The 21,161-nt window shown below is 30.6% G+C and carries 23 protein-coding genes and 1 pseudogene; 14 read left to right on the forward strand and 10 right to left on the reverse strand.

Features of this window, described 5'->3' with window-relative positions:
* Window positions 1-4: 4 nt before the first annotated feature.
* Together JBL43_RS20480 and JBL43_RS13300 are read right to left on the reverse strand one after the other, a co-directional pair.
* Window positions 5-206: pseudogene (locus tag JBL43_RS20480) on the reverse strand (ergothioneine biosynthesis protein EgtB); the annotation flags it as partial.
* Window positions 207-361: 155 nt separating this feature from the next.
* Complete coding sequence (locus JBL43_RS13300) at window positions 362-643, reverse strand: DUF427 domain-containing protein (protein WP_198841905.1); 282 nt, start codon at window positions 641-643, stop codon at window positions 362-364.
* 331 nt (window positions 644-974) lie between these two features.
* Here JBL43_RS13300 and JBL43_RS13305 point away from each other — a divergent pair, with 331 nt between their 5' ends.
* The 5 genes from JBL43_RS13305 to JBL43_RS13325 all read left to right on the forward strand — a co-directional run bounded on the left by JBL43_RS13305 (window position 975) and on the right by JBL43_RS13325 (window position 3,667).
* Window positions 975-1,556, forward strand: coding sequence for a sigma-70 family RNA polymerase sigma factor (locus JBL43_RS13305; RefSeq protein ID WP_198841906.1), 582 nt, complete (start codon window positions 975-977; stop codon window positions 1,554-1,556).
* Between the two features lie 14 nt (window positions 1,557-1,570).
* Window positions 1,571-1,849, forward strand: a complete 279-nt coding sequence (locus JBL43_RS13310) for a hypothetical protein (RefSeq protein WP_198841907.1) — start codon at window positions 1,571-1,573, stop codon at window positions 1,847-1,849.
* 76 nt (window positions 1,850-1,925) lie between these two features.
* A complete protein-coding gene (locus tag JBL43_RS13315; protein WP_198841908.1) occupies window positions 1,926-2,393 on the forward strand; it encodes an OB-fold protein in 468 nt (155 codons plus the stop codon).
* 46 nt (window positions 2,394-2,439) lie between these two features.
* Window positions 2,440-2,985 carry a YceI family protein gene (locus JBL43_RS13320; RefSeq protein WP_198841909.1) on the forward strand — a complete coding sequence of 182 codons (546 nt, stop codon included), beginning with the start codon at window positions 2,440-2,442 and terminating at the stop codon, window positions 2,983-2,985.
* A 178-nt stretch (window positions 2,986-3,163) separates the two neighbouring features.
* The gene (locus tag JBL43_RS13325) at window positions 3,164-3,667 is read left to right on the forward strand and encodes a DinB family protein (RefSeq protein ID WP_198841910.1); all 504 of its coding nucleotides are present in this window, start codon (window positions 3,164-3,166) and stop codon (window positions 3,665-3,667) included.
* Between the two features lie 101 nt (window positions 3,668-3,768).
* Here the strand turns inward: JBL43_RS13325 and JBL43_RS13330 are convergent, their stop codons facing one another.
* The 6 genes from JBL43_RS13330 to JBL43_RS13355 all read right to left on the reverse strand — a co-directional run bounded on the left by JBL43_RS13330 (window position 3,769) and on the right by JBL43_RS13355 (window position 10,336).
* Window positions 3,769-4,653 (reverse strand): DUF6268 family outer membrane beta-barrel protein, encoded by an 885-nt coding sequence (locus JBL43_RS13330; protein ID WP_198841911.1) that lies wholly within the window; start codon window positions 4,651-4,653, stop codon window positions 3,769-3,771.
* A gap of 198 nt (window positions 4,654-4,851) precedes the next feature.
* On the reverse strand, window positions 4,852-5,805 hold the full coding sequence (locus JBL43_RS13335; protein ID WP_138949215.1) for an AAA family ATPase: 954 nt from the start codon (window positions 5,803-5,805) through the stop codon (window positions 4,852-4,854).
* A 54-nt stretch (window positions 5,806-5,859) separates the two neighbouring features.
* Complete coding sequence (locus JBL43_RS13340; RefSeq protein ID WP_233098777.1) at window positions 5,860-7,233, reverse strand: peptidylprolyl isomerase; 1,374 nt, start codon at window positions 7,231-7,233, stop codon at window positions 5,860-5,862.
* A 1-nt stretch (window position 7,234) separates the two neighbouring features.
* Entirely contained in the window at window positions 7,235-8,074 is an 840-nt protein-coding gene (locus JBL43_RS13345; protein WP_198841913.1) for a peptidyl-prolyl cis-trans isomerase, read from the reverse strand.
* A 1-nt stretch (window position 8,075) separates the two neighbouring features.
* Window positions 8,076-9,974 carry a peptidylprolyl isomerase gene (locus JBL43_RS13350; protein ID WP_198841914.1) on the reverse strand — a complete coding sequence of 633 codons (1,899 nt, stop codon included), beginning with the start codon at window positions 9,972-9,974 and terminating at the stop codon, window positions 8,076-8,078.
* A gap of 80 nt (window positions 9,975-10,054) precedes the next feature.
* Window positions 10,055-10,336 carry a DUF493 family protein gene (locus JBL43_RS13355; protein WP_198841915.1) on the reverse strand — a complete coding sequence of 94 codons (282 nt, stop codon included), beginning with the start codon at window positions 10,334-10,336 and terminating at the stop codon, window positions 10,055-10,057.
* A 109-nt stretch (window positions 10,337-10,445) separates the two neighbouring features.
* On the opposite strand from JBL43_RS13355, the gene JBL43_RS13360 reads away from it, so the two are divergent.
* The 9 genes from JBL43_RS13360 (at window position 10,446) to JBL43_RS13400 (ending at window position 18,540) form a co-directional block, all read left to right on the forward strand.
* The gene (locus tag JBL43_RS13360) at window positions 10,446-11,006 is read left to right on the forward strand and encodes an AAA family ATPase (RefSeq protein ID WP_198841916.1); all 561 of its coding nucleotides are present in this window, start codon (window positions 10,446-10,448) and stop codon (window positions 11,004-11,006) included.
* Window positions 11,006-12,901, forward strand: a complete 1,896-nt coding sequence (locus JBL43_RS13365; RefSeq protein ID WP_198841917.1) for a RecQ family ATP-dependent DNA helicase — start codon at window positions 11,006-11,008, stop codon at window positions 12,899-12,901. The genes JBL43_RS13360 and JBL43_RS13365 overlap by 1 nt, the downstream gene beginning before the upstream one ends.
* Window positions 12,898-13,851 (forward strand): methionyl-tRNA formyltransferase, encoded by a 954-nt coding sequence (gene fmt / locus JBL43_RS13370; RefSeq protein ID WP_198841918.1) that lies wholly within the window; start codon window positions 12,898-12,900, stop codon window positions 13,849-13,851. The genes JBL43_RS13365 and fmt overlap by 4 nt, the downstream gene beginning before the upstream one ends.
* A gap of 228 nt (window positions 13,852-14,079) precedes the next feature.
* Entirely contained in the window at window positions 14,080-14,352 is a 273-nt protein-coding gene (locus tag JBL43_RS13375) for an HU family DNA-binding protein (RefSeq protein ID WP_117884092.1), read from the forward strand.
* A gap of 248 nt (window positions 14,353-14,600) precedes the next feature.
* Window positions 14,601-15,158, forward strand: a complete 558-nt coding sequence (locus JBL43_RS13380) for a YqgE/AlgH family protein (RefSeq protein ID WP_198841919.1) — start codon at window positions 14,601-14,603, stop codon at window positions 15,156-15,158.
* Between the two features lie 371 nt (window positions 15,159-15,529).
* Window positions 15,530-16,723, forward strand: coding sequence for a dipeptidase (locus JBL43_RS13385; RefSeq protein ID WP_198841920.1), 1,194 nt, complete (start codon window positions 15,530-15,532; stop codon window positions 16,721-16,723).
* A 353-nt stretch (window positions 16,724-17,076) separates the two neighbouring features.
* Window positions 17,077-17,451, forward strand: a complete 375-nt coding sequence (locus JBL43_RS13390; protein ID WP_198841921.1) for a hypothetical protein — start codon at window positions 17,077-17,079, stop codon at window positions 17,449-17,451.
* Window positions 17,452-17,560: 109 nt separating this feature from the next.
* The gene (locus JBL43_RS13395) at window positions 17,561-18,040 is read left to right on the forward strand and encodes a hypothetical protein (protein ID WP_198841922.1); all 480 of its coding nucleotides are present in this window, start codon (window positions 17,561-17,563) and stop codon (window positions 18,038-18,040) included.
* Between the two features lie 173 nt (window positions 18,041-18,213).
* On the forward strand, window positions 18,214-18,540 hold the full coding sequence (locus JBL43_RS13400) for a DMT family transporter (RefSeq protein ID WP_198841923.1): 327 nt from the start codon (window positions 18,214-18,216) through the stop codon (window positions 18,538-18,540).
* A gap of 44 nt (window positions 18,541-18,584) precedes the next feature.
* On the opposite strand, the gene JBL43_RS13405 is transcribed toward JBL43_RS13400, so the two are convergent.
* Together JBL43_RS13405 and JBL43_RS13410 are read right to left on the reverse strand one after the other, a co-directional pair.
* A complete protein-coding gene (locus JBL43_RS13405) occupies window positions 18,585-20,390 on the reverse strand; it encodes a M61 family metallopeptidase (protein ID WP_198841924.1) in 1,806 nt (601 codons plus the stop codon).
* Window positions 20,391-20,446: 56 nt separating this feature from the next.
* Window positions 20,447-21,160, reverse strand: a complete 714-nt coding sequence (locus tag JBL43_RS13410) for a gluconate 2-dehydrogenase subunit 3 family protein (RefSeq protein ID WP_233098778.1) — start codon at window positions 21,158-21,160, stop codon at window positions 20,447-20,449.
* Between the last annotated feature and the right edge of the window lies 1 nt (window position 21,161).

Genomic DNA, 21,161 nt, shown 5'->3' on the forward strand with positions numbered 1-21,161 from the left:
AACGTTAGACGAGCCTTATACCAGAAAACACCCATTGTAAAACAGAATGAAAAAAGTTTCTATTTGTCTTTCTACTGTGGTTTTTTTGGTGTTACTATGCAGGCTCCTCGAAATACTTGCAAATTCACCATAAATTTTCCGTTATACTCACCTAAAGCACCATCTGCTTTAGTGAAATTTGGATATGGTTGGTAAACACTGGCGGTCTACCCCAAAAGTTATCCTTAATTTAATTGGTCAGCTGCTATATCCTATTTAAATTCCGTTGGTAAACGCATTTTTTTTTAAGAATACAAAGGCATAACCTTTGTAAAAATCGTATACATTACCGGTTAATTAGGGTTAAATATTTTCCAATCCATTAAATTGTGACAACTACATCTTTCCAAAAAGCAACGTGATTTTTTATTTGTTTTGCAGCTTCCGAAGGAGTTTTGTAATACCAACCAGCATCCTTTGATACTTTACCATTAACCTCTATGTCGTAATAGGATGCTAGACCTTTCCAAGGACATGTACTTTCATGTGAACTTTCTTTAAAATATTGAATATTTAAACTCTCTAATGGAAAATAGTGGTTGCCTTCTAATTCTATAGTGTTATTACTCTCAGCTATTATACTATTATTAAATATTGCTTTCATATTATGTATCGATTTAAATTTTAAATGGCCTTCTATAAATCTATTATAGAAAGTTTATTTTGACTTTTATCTTTGGTTTATAAAGCATTCCATTTTACGTAATAGTTGCTGTATCAATTCATATTCCAACAGTTTCATTTAATAATGAATAGCATTGAATCTTTTAAAAATAACTAATTATAATTAATAAACATAATTTAGTTTATTTTCAGTCATCAATTTGCATTAATGTATTCCCGCATTATTTCAGATATATAGGTTTATAATACAAATTTTTGAAAGGTTTTAAAATAGTATATTTGATTTATTATAATTACGGACTTAAATTTTCATGGAAGATAATAAAGGTGATACATCAGTTGTATTTGAGAACTGGGTCAATGAGTTTAGTGATGCTCTTTACTCATGGGCATTATACAAGACTTCCTCTAAAGAAACAGCAGAAGATTTAGTTCAAGACACCTTTGTGTCTGCTTTTCACAACATAGATAGTTTTAAAAGACAAAGCCAACCAAAAACTTGGTTATTTTCTATTCTGAATAATAAAATCATTGATTATTATCGTAAAAACGCGAAAATTAAAAAGCACGAATTTAAGCTCTCCGAAAAGGCAGGGTTTCAATTATCTGATAATTTATTTAATGAAACTAATGGCTGGAAAACTAGAGAAATAGCCCCTATTTGGGATCAAGAAGAGGAATTATTAGACAACCCAGAATTTAATGGTGTTATGGCTGCTTGTATTGATAATTTACCAGAAAAATGGAAAACCGCTATCACTTCAAAGTATTTAACAGATAAAAAGGCGAAAGAAATTTGTCAGGATTTAGGCATTACTGTGTCGAATTATTGGCAGATTGTGCATAGAGCTAAACTTTTACTAAAAGAATGTTTAGAAACAAATTGGGTCTGAAAAGAAGTAATAAAATGAAAAAAATACTACAAAAAATAATGAATAAATTAATTAACTCATGTAAAAAGACTACTGAGCTAATAGATAAAGAAGCTATTTCTAAATTAACTTTAACAGAAAAAGCACAATTACAACTGCACAAGTCTATGTGTAAAACATGTGATGCATATGCACATCGTTCAAAATTTTTAGACAATGCTATTGGTAAATTATTTAACCATAACGCTCCACATAATAAGACGAAACTTTCCGATGATAGCAAGTCTAAAATTCTTGAAAAACTAAAAAAATAATAATTTTTAATATTTTTTTGTCAGGAAATAAAAACTCTGAGTCTATTCTTTTGTAAACCAAAAAATAGATAATAAAATGAGTATCACAAAAAAAATAGTTCTAGGTCTCGGTATCGTTATTATAATCATTGGCATTATTGGAGCCATGATGTTTTTTAAGCCCCAAAGAGATGTACAAAACACCAAAACAGATTTCAGTTATCAGGCAAGTGAAATCGTAAATGAATACCTTACGGATTCCAATAATGCAAACAATAAATATTTAGACGAAGAAGGCAATTCTAAAGTTTTAGAAATAGAAGGTCTTGTTGCTAAAATCTCTGAAGACTTCAATAATCAAAAAGTAATCCTATTAAAATCTGCAACGGATAAAGCCGGTGTAAGCTGCACTTTTACAAAAGACACCAACGAGCATACATTAAATATTAAAACTGGTGATAAAATAACCGTAAAAGGTGTGATTCGATCTGGAGCCGCATTTGATGCTGATTTAGATATGTATGAAAACGTAATCCTAGAAAAATGTGATATTATTTCTAAATAGACAAGTAAATAAAAAGTATAACTATAATCATTAAATTTTAAAATAAATGAAAAAATCATTCTTAACAATCGTAGCATTAGTAGCAATTACAGTAAGTTCATTTGCTCAAAAACAAGTAAGTTCAAAGACGCATCTAAAATTTTTCTCTACAACACCAGCAGAGGATATTGAAGCTAACAATTACAAAGCTATAAGTACATTAGATACGAGTACAGGAGATCTTGTATTTTCAGTACCTATGCAAAGTTTTGAATTTGAAAAAGCACTGATGCAAGAGCATTTTAACAGTAAAAAATTTTTAAATACAAAAGCAAATCCTAAAGCAAAATTAAAAGCAAAACTTGTTAATCTTGACAATGTTAAATTTAACACTGATGGCTCTTATACTGCAAATGTGGAAGGTGATTTAACCATAAATGGTGTTACTAAACCCATAAATGAGAAAGTAACTTTTAAGATAGAGGGAGGTAAAATTAATCTTACTTCTAAATTCAATCTAACGTTGGCAGATTATGAAGTGGCTTTCAAAAAAGGAAAACCTTCAACAAATATTGCTAAAACCGTAGAAGTAACTGTTGAAGCAAATTTTTAGTTTTTGATTTTGAGTTTTTAGAAAGGAGGCATTGCAACCTTTCTTGTATATACCAGTGAATACTATTTTCACTGGTATTTTTCTATGAACTTAAGTATCGATTCAGCGTATTTTAAAAGCATTCTTTCTTTAAAAAACTGGACTCAAAACCAATTTGAAACTTTCTATAAATTGAAGTATGAAAATCTTTTGTCAAGAAAATCTAAACGAAATAAAAAAGGTATTGCATCAATTAACAAATGAGCAATATAACGTTCCTTCCTGCACTTTATTTGGAGCCACTATTGGGCAACATGTGAGACATATTTTAGAGTTTTACCAAAGCCTTTTATCAGGTGTAAAAACGAATACAATTAATTACGACAGCCGTAAGAGAAATGTTTTAATTGAAACAGACACGCATTATGCTATTCAAATAATTGACAGTATAAATGATGGTTTAAAAACTATTAACGCTGATAAGTTACTCATTCTTGAAGGCGATTTTTGTGCGAAAGAAGGAAAAAAAATAAAAATACAGACTTCTCTTTTAAGAGAATTAGCTTACTGTTTAGAGCATAGCATACATCATCAAGCACTAATTAAAGTTGGGTTGTTAGAACTAAATAGCATCTCCCTAATTGAAGACACTTTTGGATTAGCACCAGCAACATTAAGATATAGAAAACAATGTAAAAAGTAACATTTCGATTATTGGAATGTCGAGTAAATGCAACTCTTATTTCTCGCGTTTCTTTTTTTAAAATTTTATTTCTTATCAATTACCAGTTCTTTAGTATCCTTTTAAATTTTAAAACGTATTCCAGTTTTGAAATAGTAAAAGTTATTCTTATTGACCGTAGTTACCGTATTATGTTTTTTGTCTTTTAATTTGGCACTACTACTAATGATATTGGCAAGGTTTGCATAGAGTTCCAGATGTTTTGTGAGTTTGTATTCATATCTAAAACCAGCAATGATAATAGACATGTTTGCCTTATTTGCAATATCTTCATCATTCACTAAAAGTCCATCTTGAATATTGGCTGTAAACCCGTCCAATTCAGCAACCATTTTAAATCTAGATTTTTCAGAAAAATGGTATTGTAAGTTCGATTTAGGGACCCCTAAATTATAAGACCACTTGGGATGAAATTTTCGATAATAACTAATAAATGGAAGTGGAAAGGGAATTCCCCTATTTTCTGAATAGGATACACCGAGAATCAACCGATAAGGTTTAGACACAGTACTATCCTTTCTTTTGTCATTAATAAAAACTAAATCACCTGAGAATACTGCATCTTCAAAGGTTAGTTTCTTTACCAAATTCGAGCTATAACCTGTTGATAACCGAGCTCCAATACGCCAATTATCATTCATCTTGTAGGTATAACCAATGTTTATATCTAGCAATTGGAAGTCATCAATTGCATCGATATCAAAATTAGTAACTCGTTTATCAAAAGACAATTCTATTTTACTGTAGTCCAACCCTACCAATAAAAAACTATCCTCATTTAGTTTTATAGGATAATTGAACAAACCTCTAAAGCGATCGTAACCAACATCTGAATTACCTATAGGTAGTCTTGTATAATCTATTTTAGCAAGGTTAGACAATTGTGCAGAACAAAACATTGTACCCATTAAAAAAATGATTACAATTTTAAATAAATTTTGTCTCATATATAATTTTTCAAGTAGCTGTTTTACAGGGTTTATTAAGTTTCGAAAAGAAGAAATTATATTTTTTTAACGGAATATAGGAATTGCAGCTACACAATTTCACAAGTAATTAATATCTGAATAGCCGTTAACCGTTTATATAACTTTAGAAATCTCACTATTAATTATAGTATTTGCTCTAGTAAATTAAAAAAGTAATTAAAACAGCTCCTTTATAATTTGCTCTTCTGTAATACCTTCTGCTTCTGCCTTATAATTTTTCACGATTCTATGGCGTAAAATAGCTTCTGCAACCGCTTGAACATCTTCAATATCAGGTGAGAATTTACCATGAATGGCTGCATACCCTTTTGCTGCAATTATTAAGTTTTGTGAAGCTCTTGGGCCAGCTCCCCAATCAATATAATCATTTACAATTTGTGCTGCTTTTGTAGAATTAGGTCGTGTTTTAGAAACCAAACTTACCGCATATTCTATTACATTGTCAGCAACAGGAATACGTCTTATTAAATGTTGTAAATTCAAAATTTCTTGAGCCGAAAAAATAGGGTTAATAACTTTAACCTCATCGTTTGTAGTGCTTTTTACAATATCAACCTCTTCTTGATAGGTAGGATAATCTAAAAATATAGAAAACATAAACCTATCCAATTGTGCTTCAGGCAATGGATAGGTCCCTTCTTGTTCTATTGGGTTTTGCGTTGCCAATACAAAAAATGGAGCATCTAACTTATATTGATGACCCGCTACCGTAACTGACTTTTCTTGCATTGCCTCTAATAAAGCGGCTTGTGTCTTAGGTGGAGTTCTATTAATTTCATCAGCTAAGACGATATTAGAAAAAATCGGTCCTTTTATAAATTTAAAATGTCTATTTTCATCTAATATCTCACTACCAATAATATCAGAAGGCATTAAATCTGGCGTAAATTGAATCCGCTTAAAATCTAAGCCTAAAGTTTGTGAAATAGTGTTTACCAATAAAGTTTTAGCTAAGCCTGGAACTCCAATTAGTAAAGAGTGACCTCCACATAAAACGGAAAGCAATACATGATCTATTGCATCGTGTTGGCCAATAATAATTTTACCAACCTCTTGTTGAAGTTCTTTATACTTAATTACTAAATTTTCGACTGCTGCTACGTCAGACATTGACAACTATTTAATGGTTTAATTTATACTACTAATGCATTATGAATTTACTGACTATTGAGGACTTTCTTTTTTCCAATTGTTTTTAAAATCACAATTGCTATAGTCCTTATTTATTTTAATATAAGTATCTCCTATTTTATCTTTAGTCCATTTAGCAATGGTTTCTTCTTTTTTCTTTTGTAAAGCTAACCCTTGTATTTTAACATAATCCTTAACTAAATCAGCCGTATGTGCATCGGTTTTAGATTTCATTAAGATTATTTTAAACATTTCTTTTCCTTCTCTAGTTCTATCTAAAAACACATCGGTTACGTCTCCTTTTTTTAAGGTGCTAACACGGGCATACAGTGTAGGATCCATTCTTGTTAAATCAAACTTAGAGTCATTCGTTTCAGGATTCATTAACAACCCTTTGTTCGCTTTTGTTTCTTTTTCTTCAGAATATTTTACAACCGCATCATCGTACGAAATCTTTAGTTTTAAGATTTCTGTTCTAATATTTTCTAAAGAATCTTTTACTTTTTCTTTCTGCTCATTCGTAACTTCTGGTTGCATTAATAAGTGTCTGGCATCGCGTTGTTTCCCCTTTACCTTTTCCACTTGTAAAATATGATATCCAAAATCAGATTTAAAAGGCTCAGACATTTCACCTTCATCTAAACTAAACGCAGCTTCTTTAAATTCAGTTACAAATTGACTTTCTCTTGTAATTGTATACAAACCACTATTTTCAGTTACACCAGGATCTTCTGAATACAAAATAGCTTTCATTTTAAAGTTACTACCATTTTCAACATCCTTTTTAATTTCCTTAAGTTTATCAATTACTCTTTCAACTTCCTCTTTAGATGGTTCTGCATACATTACAATTTGTTGTAACTCAATTTCTGCACCAATTTCAGGCAAATTATTTTCGTCTTCTAAACTTTTATAGTAATTCCGAACTTCTTCTGGAGTAACATCAACTTCTTCTGTCAATTGACGTTGCATTTTCTGAACCATCAAAGCTTCTTTTTCAACTTCATTAAATTCTTTTCTAAGATCAGCCATATCATTAAATCCATAATAATTATAGACTTTTTCTTCAGAGCCTAATTGTTGTAAGAAATAAGCAATTTTTTGTTCTACATTTTGGTTTATTTCCGCTTCTGTAACAACAACACTATCAATTACTGCATGGTGAGACAACAATTTTCTTTCCATAATTTGCTCTAGCATTTCACAGTCAGATATATCTACCTTACCTTCACTTTGCTGTTCAAATTCTAATTTATAAGCAGCAATTTCAGATTCTAATACAATGTTTTTTCCAACAACAGTAGCAACACCATCTAATTTTACTCTTTTTTGAGTTTGAGTAGAATCCTGTGCTTGCGTGGTAAATGTAAATCCTAATAATATAAGTACTATAAACTTTTTTAACATATTAATATATTTGAAATTCTTTATTTTTAATGGCATCTTCCGTTAATGTTTCTTCAATTTTCTTTAATAACTCAAGCTTACGCTTGTGCAATATCATTTGTTTTATGGTAGGTATGGCATAACTCATTGGAGCCGTATCATTCCGCAATAATACATCTTTAATTTTAACTAGGTAAACCCCTGTTGAATCTTCTTTATGAATAAATTTATTTTTCTTCAAAAAATCATTTTTATCATAACTTTTAAGGAATGACGCATTCTTTAAAACATCGTCATATTTTATCCAAATAGAATCATTTAAATTATGAGATTTTAATTGTAATTCTTGGTTCATTATTTTAATATCAGAATCGTGTTTATCATCTTTAAATAATGAAATAAACTCCTTTGCATTATTAATCTTTTCATCAAAAAAGATATACCTAAACTTTATAAGAGCTTCATTCAATTTAAAAATCTCTGTATTATCTCCATAAAATTTTTCGATATCCTCTTCAGTAACTAGCGTATCTAATTCTTGTTTTACTACTGCTTCTTTATATTTATTGATCAATAAATCCTGGTGATATTGATTTACCAATGTGTTAATGTGCTCTTTCTCTTCGTGAAGATTAATTTTAGCTTTTTGAACCAACAATTGTTCTCTAGCCCACTTATTTATATAATTTTTCACAAAAATTAAACTATCTTCTTGTGAAATATTATCAGGCAGTATTTCATTAATATCTTTTTCATATAAAACATTTTCATATACTTTAGCTACAGGATTTCCTTCATTTTCAGATCGTTTACACGAAAAAATGGCTAAAACTACAATTATATATATGATTCTATAATTCAAATTAATTTTGATTTTGCTTCATCATTTTTTTTAAAAGCTTTTTATTAACTTTTACTGGATATTGTTTTTTTAATTCTACAATCCAATCTTTTTCTAGCTGTTCTTGAAAATCATTAATTACCAATCCACGAGCCTTTTTAAATTGCATCGGTTCTGATGGTAATATTTTTATCGTTTTAACGACCACAAAGTTATTCGTATTTTCTTCATAAACATCAGAAACTCCTATAGAATCTAAAGAAAATTTCTTAGGGAATTTTTTGTGATTTTCTTCTAAAATTCCTTTTGTAAAAATAACATGTATAATAGGGTCTTCATTTACTACTGCTTTTATCTCATCAAGACTTTTACCAGAAGCAAGCATGCTTTGAACTTCATCAGCCTTTTCTTTAACCGTACATGATGCTAAAATAACATCTCCTCTTTTCTTTAAAACATATTTATCTGAATGTTCATTAAAATACTGTTGCAACGCAACCGTATCTTTTTCTGCTTTTTTCCATACTTTGTCTTGCAAAAGCTCAAAAAGTAATAAGCCATCTTTATACTCTTGCATCGTAAACGCAAAGTCTACTTCTGTTTTTTCTAAATTGGCCTTAAAATAATCCAATACTTTTAATTCTATAAAGCTATTGTAAATCTCTTTTTGATTTGTGTTTTTCCCATTACTATAAGCCACCAATTCAGATACTTTCGTTGCTTCCCCATTAATTGTAAAAAGTTCTTTATCTAACATTTTATTGAGCTCAAGCGTATTGTTTTTCAAGAACAGTTGTTGCAATTCTTCATCCTTATTTATCGTATAAGAATTCATTAGTTTTTTTACGACTGACTTTCCTGCTCTTTGAGAACGCTCGTTCTTTTCAATTTTCTGAACCAACTCCGTTCTTCTACTTTCTAAATCTGTAATAGGATGTTTCTTTATTAATTTTACAATATGCCATCCATAAACCGTTTTAAAAGGTTGGGAAACATCATTAACTTCCTTTAAAGAAAATGCCACATCAGAAAATGACTTGATCATTCTATTGGCACTAAATTTTGGCAATGCACCTCCATTTAAAGCTGATGTTTTATCGTCGGAATGTAAATTCGCTAAAAAATGGAATGGACTTCCTTGCTTTACCTTAGCATATACCTCTTCAATTTTAGTTTTGGCATATAATGAATCTGTCGGATTTTCCTTTATCATAATATGAGCTACTTCTACCTCGCCTTGTGATGCTCTTTTATCATTGACTCTTACAATATGATAACCAAATTGGGTTCTAAACGGCATTGAAACCTTATCTACCACAGTATTATATGCAGCATTTTCAAAGTCATAAACCATATCAAAAACAGTGAAATACCCTAAATTACCTCCATTTTGCTGTGCTGAAGGATCTTCAGAATATTCTTTCGCAATGTCCTCAAAGGGTTGCCCATTTACAACTTTTAATCTCACTTCAATTATTTTCTTATATGCTTTTAAAGTATCCGCAGGTGATGCCTTTTTAGGAACTCCTACCAATATATGACTGGCATTAATTTCTAACTGACTTCTTTCAAATGCCTCTTGTACTAAAGCTTCTGTAATTTTACTATCCGTTAAGTATGGAATAATTAATTGCTCTCGATAAGAATTTAACTCCTTTTTAAATGACGCTACCGTATCGTACTTAAGGTCATAAGCTTGTTTTAGTTTCAGCTTATAGTTCACATATAAATCTAAATATTCTTCGATAGATTTTTTATTTTCTTCGGCAACAATATCTCTGTTTTTATTAAAAACTCGCGTAAATTCGTCCTTATAAACAGGTTCATTTGCTACAGTAAAAAGTATATCTTTTTTGCTTTGTGCCCCAATGTAAAAAGAGTTTACAAAGAAAAGACAAATCAATAGGTTCTTTAAATTCATAAAAAGTTTAATGTTGTAAATTCTGATTGTTTAGAACGCCCAAAAATATTTTATATTTATATATAATCCTGTTAAAAATATCACAAAGATATAACGCCTTCTACTTTGGCCACTTCTTTATATTTTTCTATAATTGCATCTGCATTAGCCATTTGAACTAAAATGGATAAACTGACATATTTACCCGTTTTCGAAGTTTTCTTCTCAATTACAGCTCCTGTATGATCAAATATTACTTCTATTTCTAACATCTTACTATCGTCTGCAGGGATAATAAATTTATACAAATATTTTGTAGGAAACTCAGTAGTTTCCTCTAATCTATGCTTTAATTTTTTATAAAATTCAATTTGTTCGCTCATCACTTTTTTTTGTAAGATATATGGCAATTAATGTACCATAACGAGTTGTCATTATATAAAATGATCAATCACTGACAAAAATACAGATAAAATTTAGTTTCTTTGTTATATGACAAGCAATCTAAAAACTTCTCCAAAAAAAATTGTAATCACAGGAGGCCCTGGAACAGGTAAAACTACTTTAATAAACGAATTAGAGCGTAGAAATCTTATCTGTATCCCTGAAATATCGAGACAAATCACTTTGGAAGCAAGGACTAACGGTATTGAATATTTGTTTTTAAATGATCCTTTATTGTTTAGTAAACTACTGTTAGAAGGAAGAGAAAATCAATATTTAGATGCTTTAAAATTAGATGCTGATATTATCTTTTTCGATAGAGGTATTCCAGACATTCACGCCTATATGAATCATACGGAGACTCAATTTCCTCATATATATATTCAAAAAAGTAAAAAATACAAATATGATAGTGTGTTTTTATTACCACCATGGAAAGAAATTTACACCACTGATGATGAACGTTACGAAAGTTTTGAAATGGCCACCGATTTGTACCAACATTTAAAACATGCCTATACCGAATTAGGATATAACATCATAGAAGTACCTGTAGGCGATATAGATTTAAGAGTTGATTTTATTCTAGACAATGTGAAACCTAACTAATGGAAACTGCAAGAACGCTGCTGAATACCTACTGGGGCTATCCCAACTTTAGAGCTTCGCAAGAACAAATTATTAACACCATTTTAGAGGGTAAAAATGTAGTTGCCATTTTGCCAACCGGTGGTGGTAAATCTATCTGTTATCAAATACCTGCATTATTAAAAAAAGGAGTTTGCTTAGTTGTATCGCCTCTAATTGCATTAATGAATGACCAAGTAAGCAATCTAAAAGAAAAAGGCATAAAAGCTATTGCTATCACTTCTAATCTAAATCAAGAACAGGCTATACAAGCATTTGATAATTTACAATTTGGTAATTATAAATTCTTATATGTTTCACCAGAAAAGTTACAATCTGATTTTATTCAAGAAAAACTAAAACAATTAGATATTAACCTAATTGCTGTTGATGAGGCTCATTGTATCTCAGAGTGGGGACATGATTTTAGACCTGCCTATTTAAAAATACCTGCAATTAAAGAATTAGGTATTGATGCTCCAATACTTGCTTTAACCGCCACAGCGACGCGTCGAGTTTTAGACGATTTAATGAAAAATTTAGAAATAGAAGATGCTACTGTTTTTAAACAATCATTGGTTCGAAAAAAATTAGCTCTAAAAATATCTAGACATGAAGATGTTTATTTTGAGATAAAAAAGTTACTTAAAAAGACTAACAGCACCACCATAATTTATGTAAATAGCCGACGACGCGTACAAGATTTTAGCAATCATTTAAACAAAAACAATTTTAAAAGCTCGTATTATCATGCGGGATTATCGAATGAAGAAAAGCAACGTTCTTTTGATAATTGGATGGAAGAAAAAACACCAATAATGGTAGCTACCAATGCTTTTGGAATGGGTATAGACAAAGATAATGTTGCATTAATTATCCATGTCGATTTACCTTTTAGTTTAGAAAACTACATGCAAGAAGCTGGTAGAGCAGGTAGAGATGGTAATGACGCCAGCTCCATTCTTTTTGCGAATGATCACACTATCAATAACCTAAAAAATCAGTATCAAAAAGGTGTGGTTACACCTGAATTTGCAAAAGATATTTACAATCATTTAAATCAATATTTTTACATTGCATTTGGAGAAAGACCAGAACATCAATTTGAATTTGACCTTGCTACATTTTGCCATACTTACAAAACGAATATATTAAAAACATACAACGCTTTAAAATTATTAGAACGAGAACAAGTACTTTTATTTAACGAAGGTTTTAACAAACAATCTATGTTAAAATTTATAATGCCTCCAAACCGTGTTTTAGATTATGCGGAGCGAACCAACAATAATCTTGTTAAAATAATTTTGAGAACGCACGGCGGTATTTTTGATAATTTTATAAAAATAAATGAATCTGTTTTATCCAAAAAATTGGAGACACAAGTCTCTACAATTAAAGGCATGTTAATAAAACTAGAGAAAGATGGTTTGCTCAATTATAAAAACAATAAAAATACAAGTGAATTACAGTTTTTAGTTCCAAGAGAAGATAACAGAACTATTAATGCCATTTCTAAAGACATTAATCAATATAATAATATAAAATTAGAAAAGATTAATGCCATTATTGATTACGCTGAAAATGATACTATTTGTAGAAGTAAATTGCTACTCAATTATTTTGATGAAAAATTAGAGGTAAACTGTGGTATATGCGATGTTTGCTTAGCGAACAATTTTAGAGCAACAACCAACACCAATTTATCAAATCAAATTTTAGAGCTATTAAGGGTAAAGAAACAGTTGTCTAGTAAAGAAATTGCTATCCTTTTAAATGTCCCCTCTTCTACCCTAATAAAGAGCCTACAAAACCTATTGGATACTGATAAAATAACTATAAATTCGCAAAATAAATTAGAACTAGTACCAAAATGACTGATGTTAGAATAGTATTTATGGGCACACCCGATTTTGCTGTGGGTGTATTAAAAGCCTTAATAGAAAACGATTATAATGTAGTAGGTGTAATTACCGCACCTGACAGACCGTCTGGTAGAGGCAGAAAATTAAATCAATCTGCCGTAAAAAAATATGCATTAGAGCAAGACCTCCCCATTTTACAACCCACCAATTTAAAAAATGAGTTCTTTCTGTCAGAACTAAAAGAACTTAATGCCAATTTACAAATTGTAGTAGCTTTTAGAATGTTACCTAAGGTAGTATGGCAAATGCCAGAAATAGGCACTTTTAACTTGCATGCATCTTTATTACCAAACTATAGAGGAGCTGCACCTATTAATTGGGCAATAATTAATGGTGAAACAACAACGGGTGTAACTACTTTTTTTATTGATGATAAAATTGATACGGGTGCTATACTATTAAAGGACGAGATTTCAATTGATAAAAATGATACCGCTGGAACTTTGCACGATAAGTTAATGGAATTGGGTAGTGGACTTGTAGTAAAAACTGTAAAACTGATTGAAGAAGGTAAAGTTAAAACCACACCACAACATCAATTTGATGAGGATGAATTAAAAGACGCCCCAAAGATTTTTAAAGACACTTGTCAAATAGATTGGAACTTATCATTGGATGAGGTCTATAATAAGATTAGAGGCTTAAATCCTTATCCTGGTGCTTGGACAGTTCTTACTAATAATGAGGAAACTTTTGAAATGAAGATTTTTAATGTAAAAAAGGAAAAAGAACAGCACCTCCATGCTATAGGAAAATTAGTTGTTGGTAAATCAGAATTGAAGGTTGCCTTAAATAATGGATACCTAATTATTGAAGAGTTACAATTACCAGGTAAACGTAAAATGAAAGTTAGCGACTTACTCAATGGGTATAAATTTGACCAAAATGCACGTGTTCAATAATATTGTGTAGGTTAAGCTAGATTAACAAAAAATTAACATGAATGCCTATTATCAGTGACCTTGCGTTAAAAAGACGAGTTAAAAACTCGTGGTTATTAACAATTGACCCCGTTTTATTAACAAAATAAGACTTTTTCATAGGTAAAACTTGCGTTAACCCTTATAAAATCTATATTTGTTCAGCTTAAACAAGCAATTAATTATTAATCAATTTTAAATTTAAAAATTATGAACAAATCAGAATTAGTAGAATCTATGGCTGCAGACGCAGGAATTTCAAAAGCAGCTGCAAAAAAAGCATTAGATTCAGTTATGGGTAATGTAGAACAAACTTTAAAGAAAGGCGGAAGAGTTTCTTTAGTAGGTTTTGGTTCTTGGTCAGTTTCTAAAAGAGCTGCTAGAGATGGAAGAAATCCTCAAACTGGAAAAACTATAAAAATTGCTGCTAAAAATGTAGTGAAATTTAAGCCAGGTGCTGAATTAAAAAGTTCTGTAAACTAATTTTAGTTCACACAAAAACGTAAAGGCTCTCATTTTTCAATGAGAGCTTTTTTTTTATATCAATTTCTTCATATTTTTTTCTACCTTGACTTTCGGTAATCTATATTGCTATAGATTACACAATCACCTAAAGTAACTTTTTTTTCAAAAAAATATCTTCCTTATTTTTTGTCATCCATTAATATTGGCAACTCACACCAATTTAAATCTAATAATAATTACTATATTAGTGGGTAATTAAATAACTTATGGGACAAACAGAATTAACAAAAGGCAAATTGCTTATTGCGGAACCCTCAATTTTAAACGATACCTCATTTAATAGATCTGTAATATTATTATCTGAACACAACGATCAAGGTTCAATTGGTTTTATAATTAATAAGCCTTCACAGTATGTATTAGGCGATTTATTACCAGAAATAGATTCTGATCTAACCATTTATAAAGGTGGCCCCGTTTCTGAAGAAAATTTATATTTTGTGCATCGCGTACCACATTTAATTCCTGATAGTATTGAAATAACAGATGGTATTTTTTGGGGAGGTGATTTTGAAGTTGTACAAGAATTATTAGAAAAAGACGAGCTTGATAAAGAGGATATCCGCTTTTTTCTGGGGTATTCAGGATGGAGTAAAGATCAATTACAAGACGAATTAGAAACTACTTCATGGATCGTTATAGAAAACCAATATCAAAATATATTTGGAATTTCTGACCAATCTTTCTGGAAAGATCAATTGATGAAATTTGGTGGCGAGTACAAACTATGGGCAAATGCTCCTGAGAATCCGAGTTTGAATTAAAATTTATGTAATTGCTATAATGATTATAAATGCAATGTTTTTATACAATAGGTTTGTGCAACATTTGTCATAACCAACGAAAATTATGAAATTTAAACTTAATTTATGAAAATGGAATTCGCAAGAATGATTATAATCATGTTTGGATTTCTTATAATTGTAACTGGTTTATAATGTTTTTTAATCCCCAAAAAGTAAGATTTATATTAAGAAAATTACTTATTTGCGACCTCTAAAACCCTTTCAAGTTAAAAGTACGTTGAGATTAACCTTCTATCCAGTTTATATTATTAACTTCTAAGAATAATAAGGTAACAATTCTAGGCCTAACCAATTACCGTAATGTTAACCACAATCTTGAAATTATACATATGAGATATTTAATAGTTTTATTTTTTGTTTTTGCCTCTTGTAAAAAATCCCCTGAAAACAAAACGGAACCCAAATCACTGGCAGAAATTCATAACCAAGCCATTTTTGTTGATACGCACAATGACATTCTGCTTCATACCATGGAAAAAAGTTTTCTAATTGATGATGACCTAACAGGAAAAACACATAGTGATTTGAACAGAATGAAACAAGGTGGTTTAGATGTTCAATTTTTCTCCGTGTGGAGTGATGGCAATCAATTAAACCCATATAAATATGCCAATGCACAAATAGACAGTTTAGATGCCGTAATTAAAAGAAATCCGACTAAAATAGTTAAGGTTGCCAATACCGAAGAACTATTAAAAGTTGTGCAGCAGCATAAAATAGCAGCACTCATTGGTTTAGAAGGTGGTCATCAATTTGAAAATGATATAGATAAGTTAGATACACTTTTCAATCGTGGTGTACGCTATATAACCCTTACTTGGAACAACTCTACACCTTGGGCAACAAGTGCCTCTGATGAAACAAAAAAAGAGGGTACACTTAATTCGGAAGGTGAAAAAGGATTGACTAAATTTGGAAAACAAATTGTCAATAAAATGAACACATTAGGTATCATGGTTGATATTTCACATGTTGGAGAGCAAACCTTTTGGGATGTAATTGCTACTACTACAAAACCTATTATAGCCTCGCATAGTTCTGTTTATAATATCTGTCCTCATCCTAGAAACTTAAATGACGATCAAATAAAGGCCATTGCTAAAAATGGTGGTGTTATTCAGATTAATTTCAATTCTGGCTTTATAGATGCTACCGTTGCAAAAAAGGAAGAAAAATTTCTCATAAAACATAAAACTGAAATAGATTCTTTGAAGCAATTAGGTATAAACCCTTATTTAGCGGAAGAATCAATGTATTCTAAATATCGTCTAGAAACTGAAGAATTAAAAGCTCCGTTTCATTTAGTTATTGATCATATTGAATACATCATAAAATTAGTTGGTGTTGATTATGTCGGTATCGGTTCTGATTTTGATGGAATTGTTTTACCTCCTAAACAATTAAATGACGTTACAACATATCCATTAATTACAAAAGCATTAATAGAAAGAGGGTATAGCGAAAAAGATATTGATAAAATACTTGGAGGTAATATCTTAAGAGTATTAAAAGCAAATGAATAAAAAGAATATGACTTCTTACCTATTTTCAAACTTGAAAACGCAAATATCCTTAACTCATGTCTAGTTAAAATGTAGTTATTTTAAATTGTATATGAATTACACTAAGAACCTAACAGTTATTGCAGCGTTCATCATTATGCCTACTTTAAAAAATCAGCTCCAAATATTTATGGGATTACAGTCAACACAATTTAACATAATTTTTATATTTTATTTGGTAAAAGAACTAAATTTGTACCCTCTTATTTAAGATAAAAAGAATAATGAGTATAAGACATCAAATTTTTATTTGTCTAACTGTGTTTACAATGATTGCAATTAATAACATACTTTCTAAAGTTCAAATAGTTTAAATGAAAAGGTGGAATCAAATACTTAGCGTAGTTCTACTTATTTCAGTGTACTGTTTTGGTATTTATGTTCCTGCAAAAACATCTTTATCTTCAGTCACACAAACGGTTGAACAAAATAGTGAGCAAAAGGAATTTTCATCTACCGTTTCTAATGTTCTTTACCCGCATACGCAACAATTCGATAATTTATTTTCTGAATTCACAGAATTTACATCGCCTATTTTCAAATTGGGTAATGAAGTTTTTTGGGCAATTTTCCGTTCAAATGAAATACTGCTTAATGCAAAATTTAAACAGTATAAAAGTCACTTAAAAACACAACTGATCAGATCTAGAAAGACTGATCTCATATTTCCTTTCCATAATTTTTGGTAATTTTTTTTCGTTTAAACTACCTCTTGCGTAGTTGTATTTAACGTATTGATATGTTGTGATTTATCACTTCATACAAAAATTATTATATCAAAATTTAAAAAAACATACAATGGATTTAGGAACAACCATTATAGGAAGTGTAAGTGTTGCAATATGTGCAATGCCTTTTGTAATAACAAATAGAAGTAAAAAGAAAAAAGTAAAACAATTATTAATATCACTTAAAGACCTTGCGGCAGCACATAGCTCTGAAATAACGGAACATGATATTTTCAAATACTACGCCATTGGCATAGACGCGACTAAAAACTCCGTTTCTTTTATACTAAAAACTGAGGACGATGAGCAATCCTATTTTATTAACCTCTCTTCGATTAAAAAATGTGAAATCGTTAAAGTGGGTAGTTCAGGTGCTCATTCCGATAAGGATATTGACAAACTTGACTTAAAACTTACTTCAGTTGAAAAAAATAAACCTGATATTATGTTAGAGTTTTATAATGCTGAAGTTAGCTATCAATTGAGTGAAGAGTTACAATCAATAGAGAAATGGAATAAAATAATTAATAATCTGCTGAACAGTAAATAATAAAGCTCATCAGAAAATAATATGTATAAGCAATAGCTGAAATCAATTATAGAAAAGTAAGCTTACTTTAGTTAACTTTACCCTATCATTAAAAGGTTAGAAATGGAGAGCCGCTATTGCTTATATATTAAAACAACTTGAAATAATTACATTAGATACGTAACAAATTAAAAATGAATTGGATTATATTAATCATTGCCGGCCTATTTGAAGTTGCTTTTGCCGCATGTCTCGGAAAAGCAAAAGAAGCCACAGGTACAGAAGTAACGTATTGGTATATTGGTTTTTTAGTTTGTTTATCAGTAAGTATGTTTTTACTACTAAAAGCAACTCAAGAACTACCTATAGGAACTGCCTATGCCGTTTGGACAGGTATTGGTGCCGTTGGAACTGTACTGTTAGGCATTATAATTTTTAAAGAACCGGCTACCTTCTGGCGATTATTTTTTATTTCAACATTAATAATTTCAATTGTAGGACTAAAACTAGTTTCAAATTAAAACTAATTGTAGTAAAAAAACACCTCTAATTTTCTATTCAATAATTATTTATTATTTTTAGTACCCAACCATTTTTTTCTATTCTCTTGTACCTTATTACTTACTTTTTCTTGCAAATTGGTACTATAATCTTTATTGGAATTAAAAGTAAACGTAGTTTCTTTTTGCTTACCTAAACGTTTATAAATTAATTTTACAGTTTGATTAGGTTGAAACTGCCCAAAATATGTTGCATCTTTTGTTTCCGAATCTATAACCATTCCATCCATTGAAATAAATTCGTCATCAATTGCCAAACCAGCGTTGTAGGCAGCACTACCTTCTGTAGGATTTGAAGCAACTTTAAAATTTCTTATTCTCACTCCTAAATCTAATTGATTCGTCATAGTCTGTTCAAAATTTACACCTACAGTTGCTAACAACGTTTTATACGCTGGCATTTTACTCTCGAAAATATAATTTGAGAAAAAATCTGTGGCAAATGAGGCTCCTGCATAATTAGTCAGTACATTTTGTAAATCTCTAACCGTATATGGTATTTCATTGCTGCCATGTGTTTTCCATAATAGTTTCATAAAATCATCTAGATTTTTGTCAGCATCTAAATCTCTCAAAGATAAATCAAGAGCTAAGCCCAACACACTTCCATACGTATAATAGCTAATAAAAGTATTTTCTCTATTTACAGGATCTACAGATGTGGCTGCATCTACGAAAGGAGCTTGATAACTCATTTCAATGGGATTAAAATATTTCCGTGCAGGCGAATTCCATACATAATTAATTCCACCAGATAAACCTTCAACATATTTTTTCTCCGTCATTAATCCCGCTCTACATAATATTAAATTGGTGTAATAACTTGTAAATCCTTCTGCAAACCAAAGCTCACCAGACATATTAGCATCTGTATAATCAAACGGTTCTAAGGTTTGTGGTCTAATCCGTTCTACATTCCAGCAATGAAAAAATTCGTGAGATACGGTACCAATATTTCTTTCCATTCCGCCTGCAGCCAAACTTCTTGTACTGGTTACAATTGTAGAATTTCTATGTTCCATACCATCACCAGAGGCATTTGGAATATAACATGCTAAAAAAGTGTATTCTCCAAAATCATAATCAGGTAATTCTCCAAAGACTTTTTGTTGCTCTAAAACTACTTTTTTTACTTTTTCAAAATAAGTGTCAAGTTCTGCCTCTGTTCCGTTATGGTGTAATGCAAAATTTATTTTTAATTCTTTTGACCCATTTTGTACCATAAAACTTCTAACAGAATGGTTGCTAATTTCGGTGGGACTATCCATAAAGTAATCTAAGTTTGGAGCATAAAAAGTATTATTATCCAAGCCTTTTAACTGTGTAGCCACTTTCCATTTTAAATCTTTACGAACATCAAATTTCACCTTAATAGGTCTATGTTCATAATCGAGAGCATACATAAATGTAGCGGGAATGTTCAAATGAGCATGCGTTTCGTCAATCTGACTGTACGTGCCATCTCCCCTATTTCCAAATAGTGTGTAGGTTACTTTTACGGTTCCATCATGACTAACAATGTTCCATTGATGTGGATCGGAACGTGTAACTGATAAGGCAGTACCTTTACTATCTACCGCTTTAACATTGTAAACATTTTTTGCAAATTCATGCACTGCATACCTACCTGGTGATGTTCTACTCATTCGCAATTGCAACATTTTATTTTCAAGATTGGAAAACACAGCAGTTATTTGTGCCTCATGTTGTTCAGCCTTATCGAAGGATATGGAATATTCATTTGATGTTTGACTGAAGCCAGTAAATGATAAAAATACAGTTAGTAAAACGATCAGAATTCTATTTTTCATTTTTGTTATTTAATTAAAATTTTAAGTAGATAATTATGTATTGTTTATGTTAAGCTCTAACTAATTAAATTACCATCAGCATCCCATTTGGCTAATTCACCTCGTTTAGATTGATCAACACATTTTGCCAACCATTCGGCATCATATTCAAACCCATGTGCCTTTAACACATCCTCAGGAACACCATCCCAAACATTTGGCGTATTTCCTTTATAGCCTAAGTCTTTTATTCCCATTTCAGTAGTGTAGTATCCCGTTAGGGTTAAATTTCGCATACTGGTAAAGAATTTTTCTCCTTGTTTATGTTCCGGCTTTGTTTTTTTGGGATAGGCAATTAAATCGCAAATGGCGAGTTGTTCCTCAGTTGAACACAATTTGAATTCCTTTCCATTTTTTTTATTGCTATAACTATCTAGCCACATGATACCTCCTCGTATAGGTACTTGATGATACGGCATGTCTTTCATTATGAATTCAATAAATCCCGGTACATTCGCATCGGTTGCAGATCCAAAATCATCATTCTTTGGCAAAATGATATCACAAATAACAGCTACAGTTTCTAACTCGTGTTCATTAAAAAATACTTCTTCATGAAGCCTTTTATCTCTAGCTTTCTCTTTTGGAGTACGTCCGTAGAAAGGTGTATTCTCCGCTTCAGGTAATGCAACTGATGTACTATCTGCTTTAGGAGCACAGCCTTGTACGGTTAATCCTACAGCAACAGAACCCAGTAATAACGACTTAATAGTATCTCTTCTGTTCATCATA

The sequence above is a fragment of the Aureibaculum flavum genome (genome assembly GCF_016406085.1).
GTDB classification, from domain to species: domain Bacteria; phylum Bacteroidota; class Bacteroidia; order Flavobacteriales; family Flavobacteriaceae; genus Aureibaculum; species Aureibaculum flavum.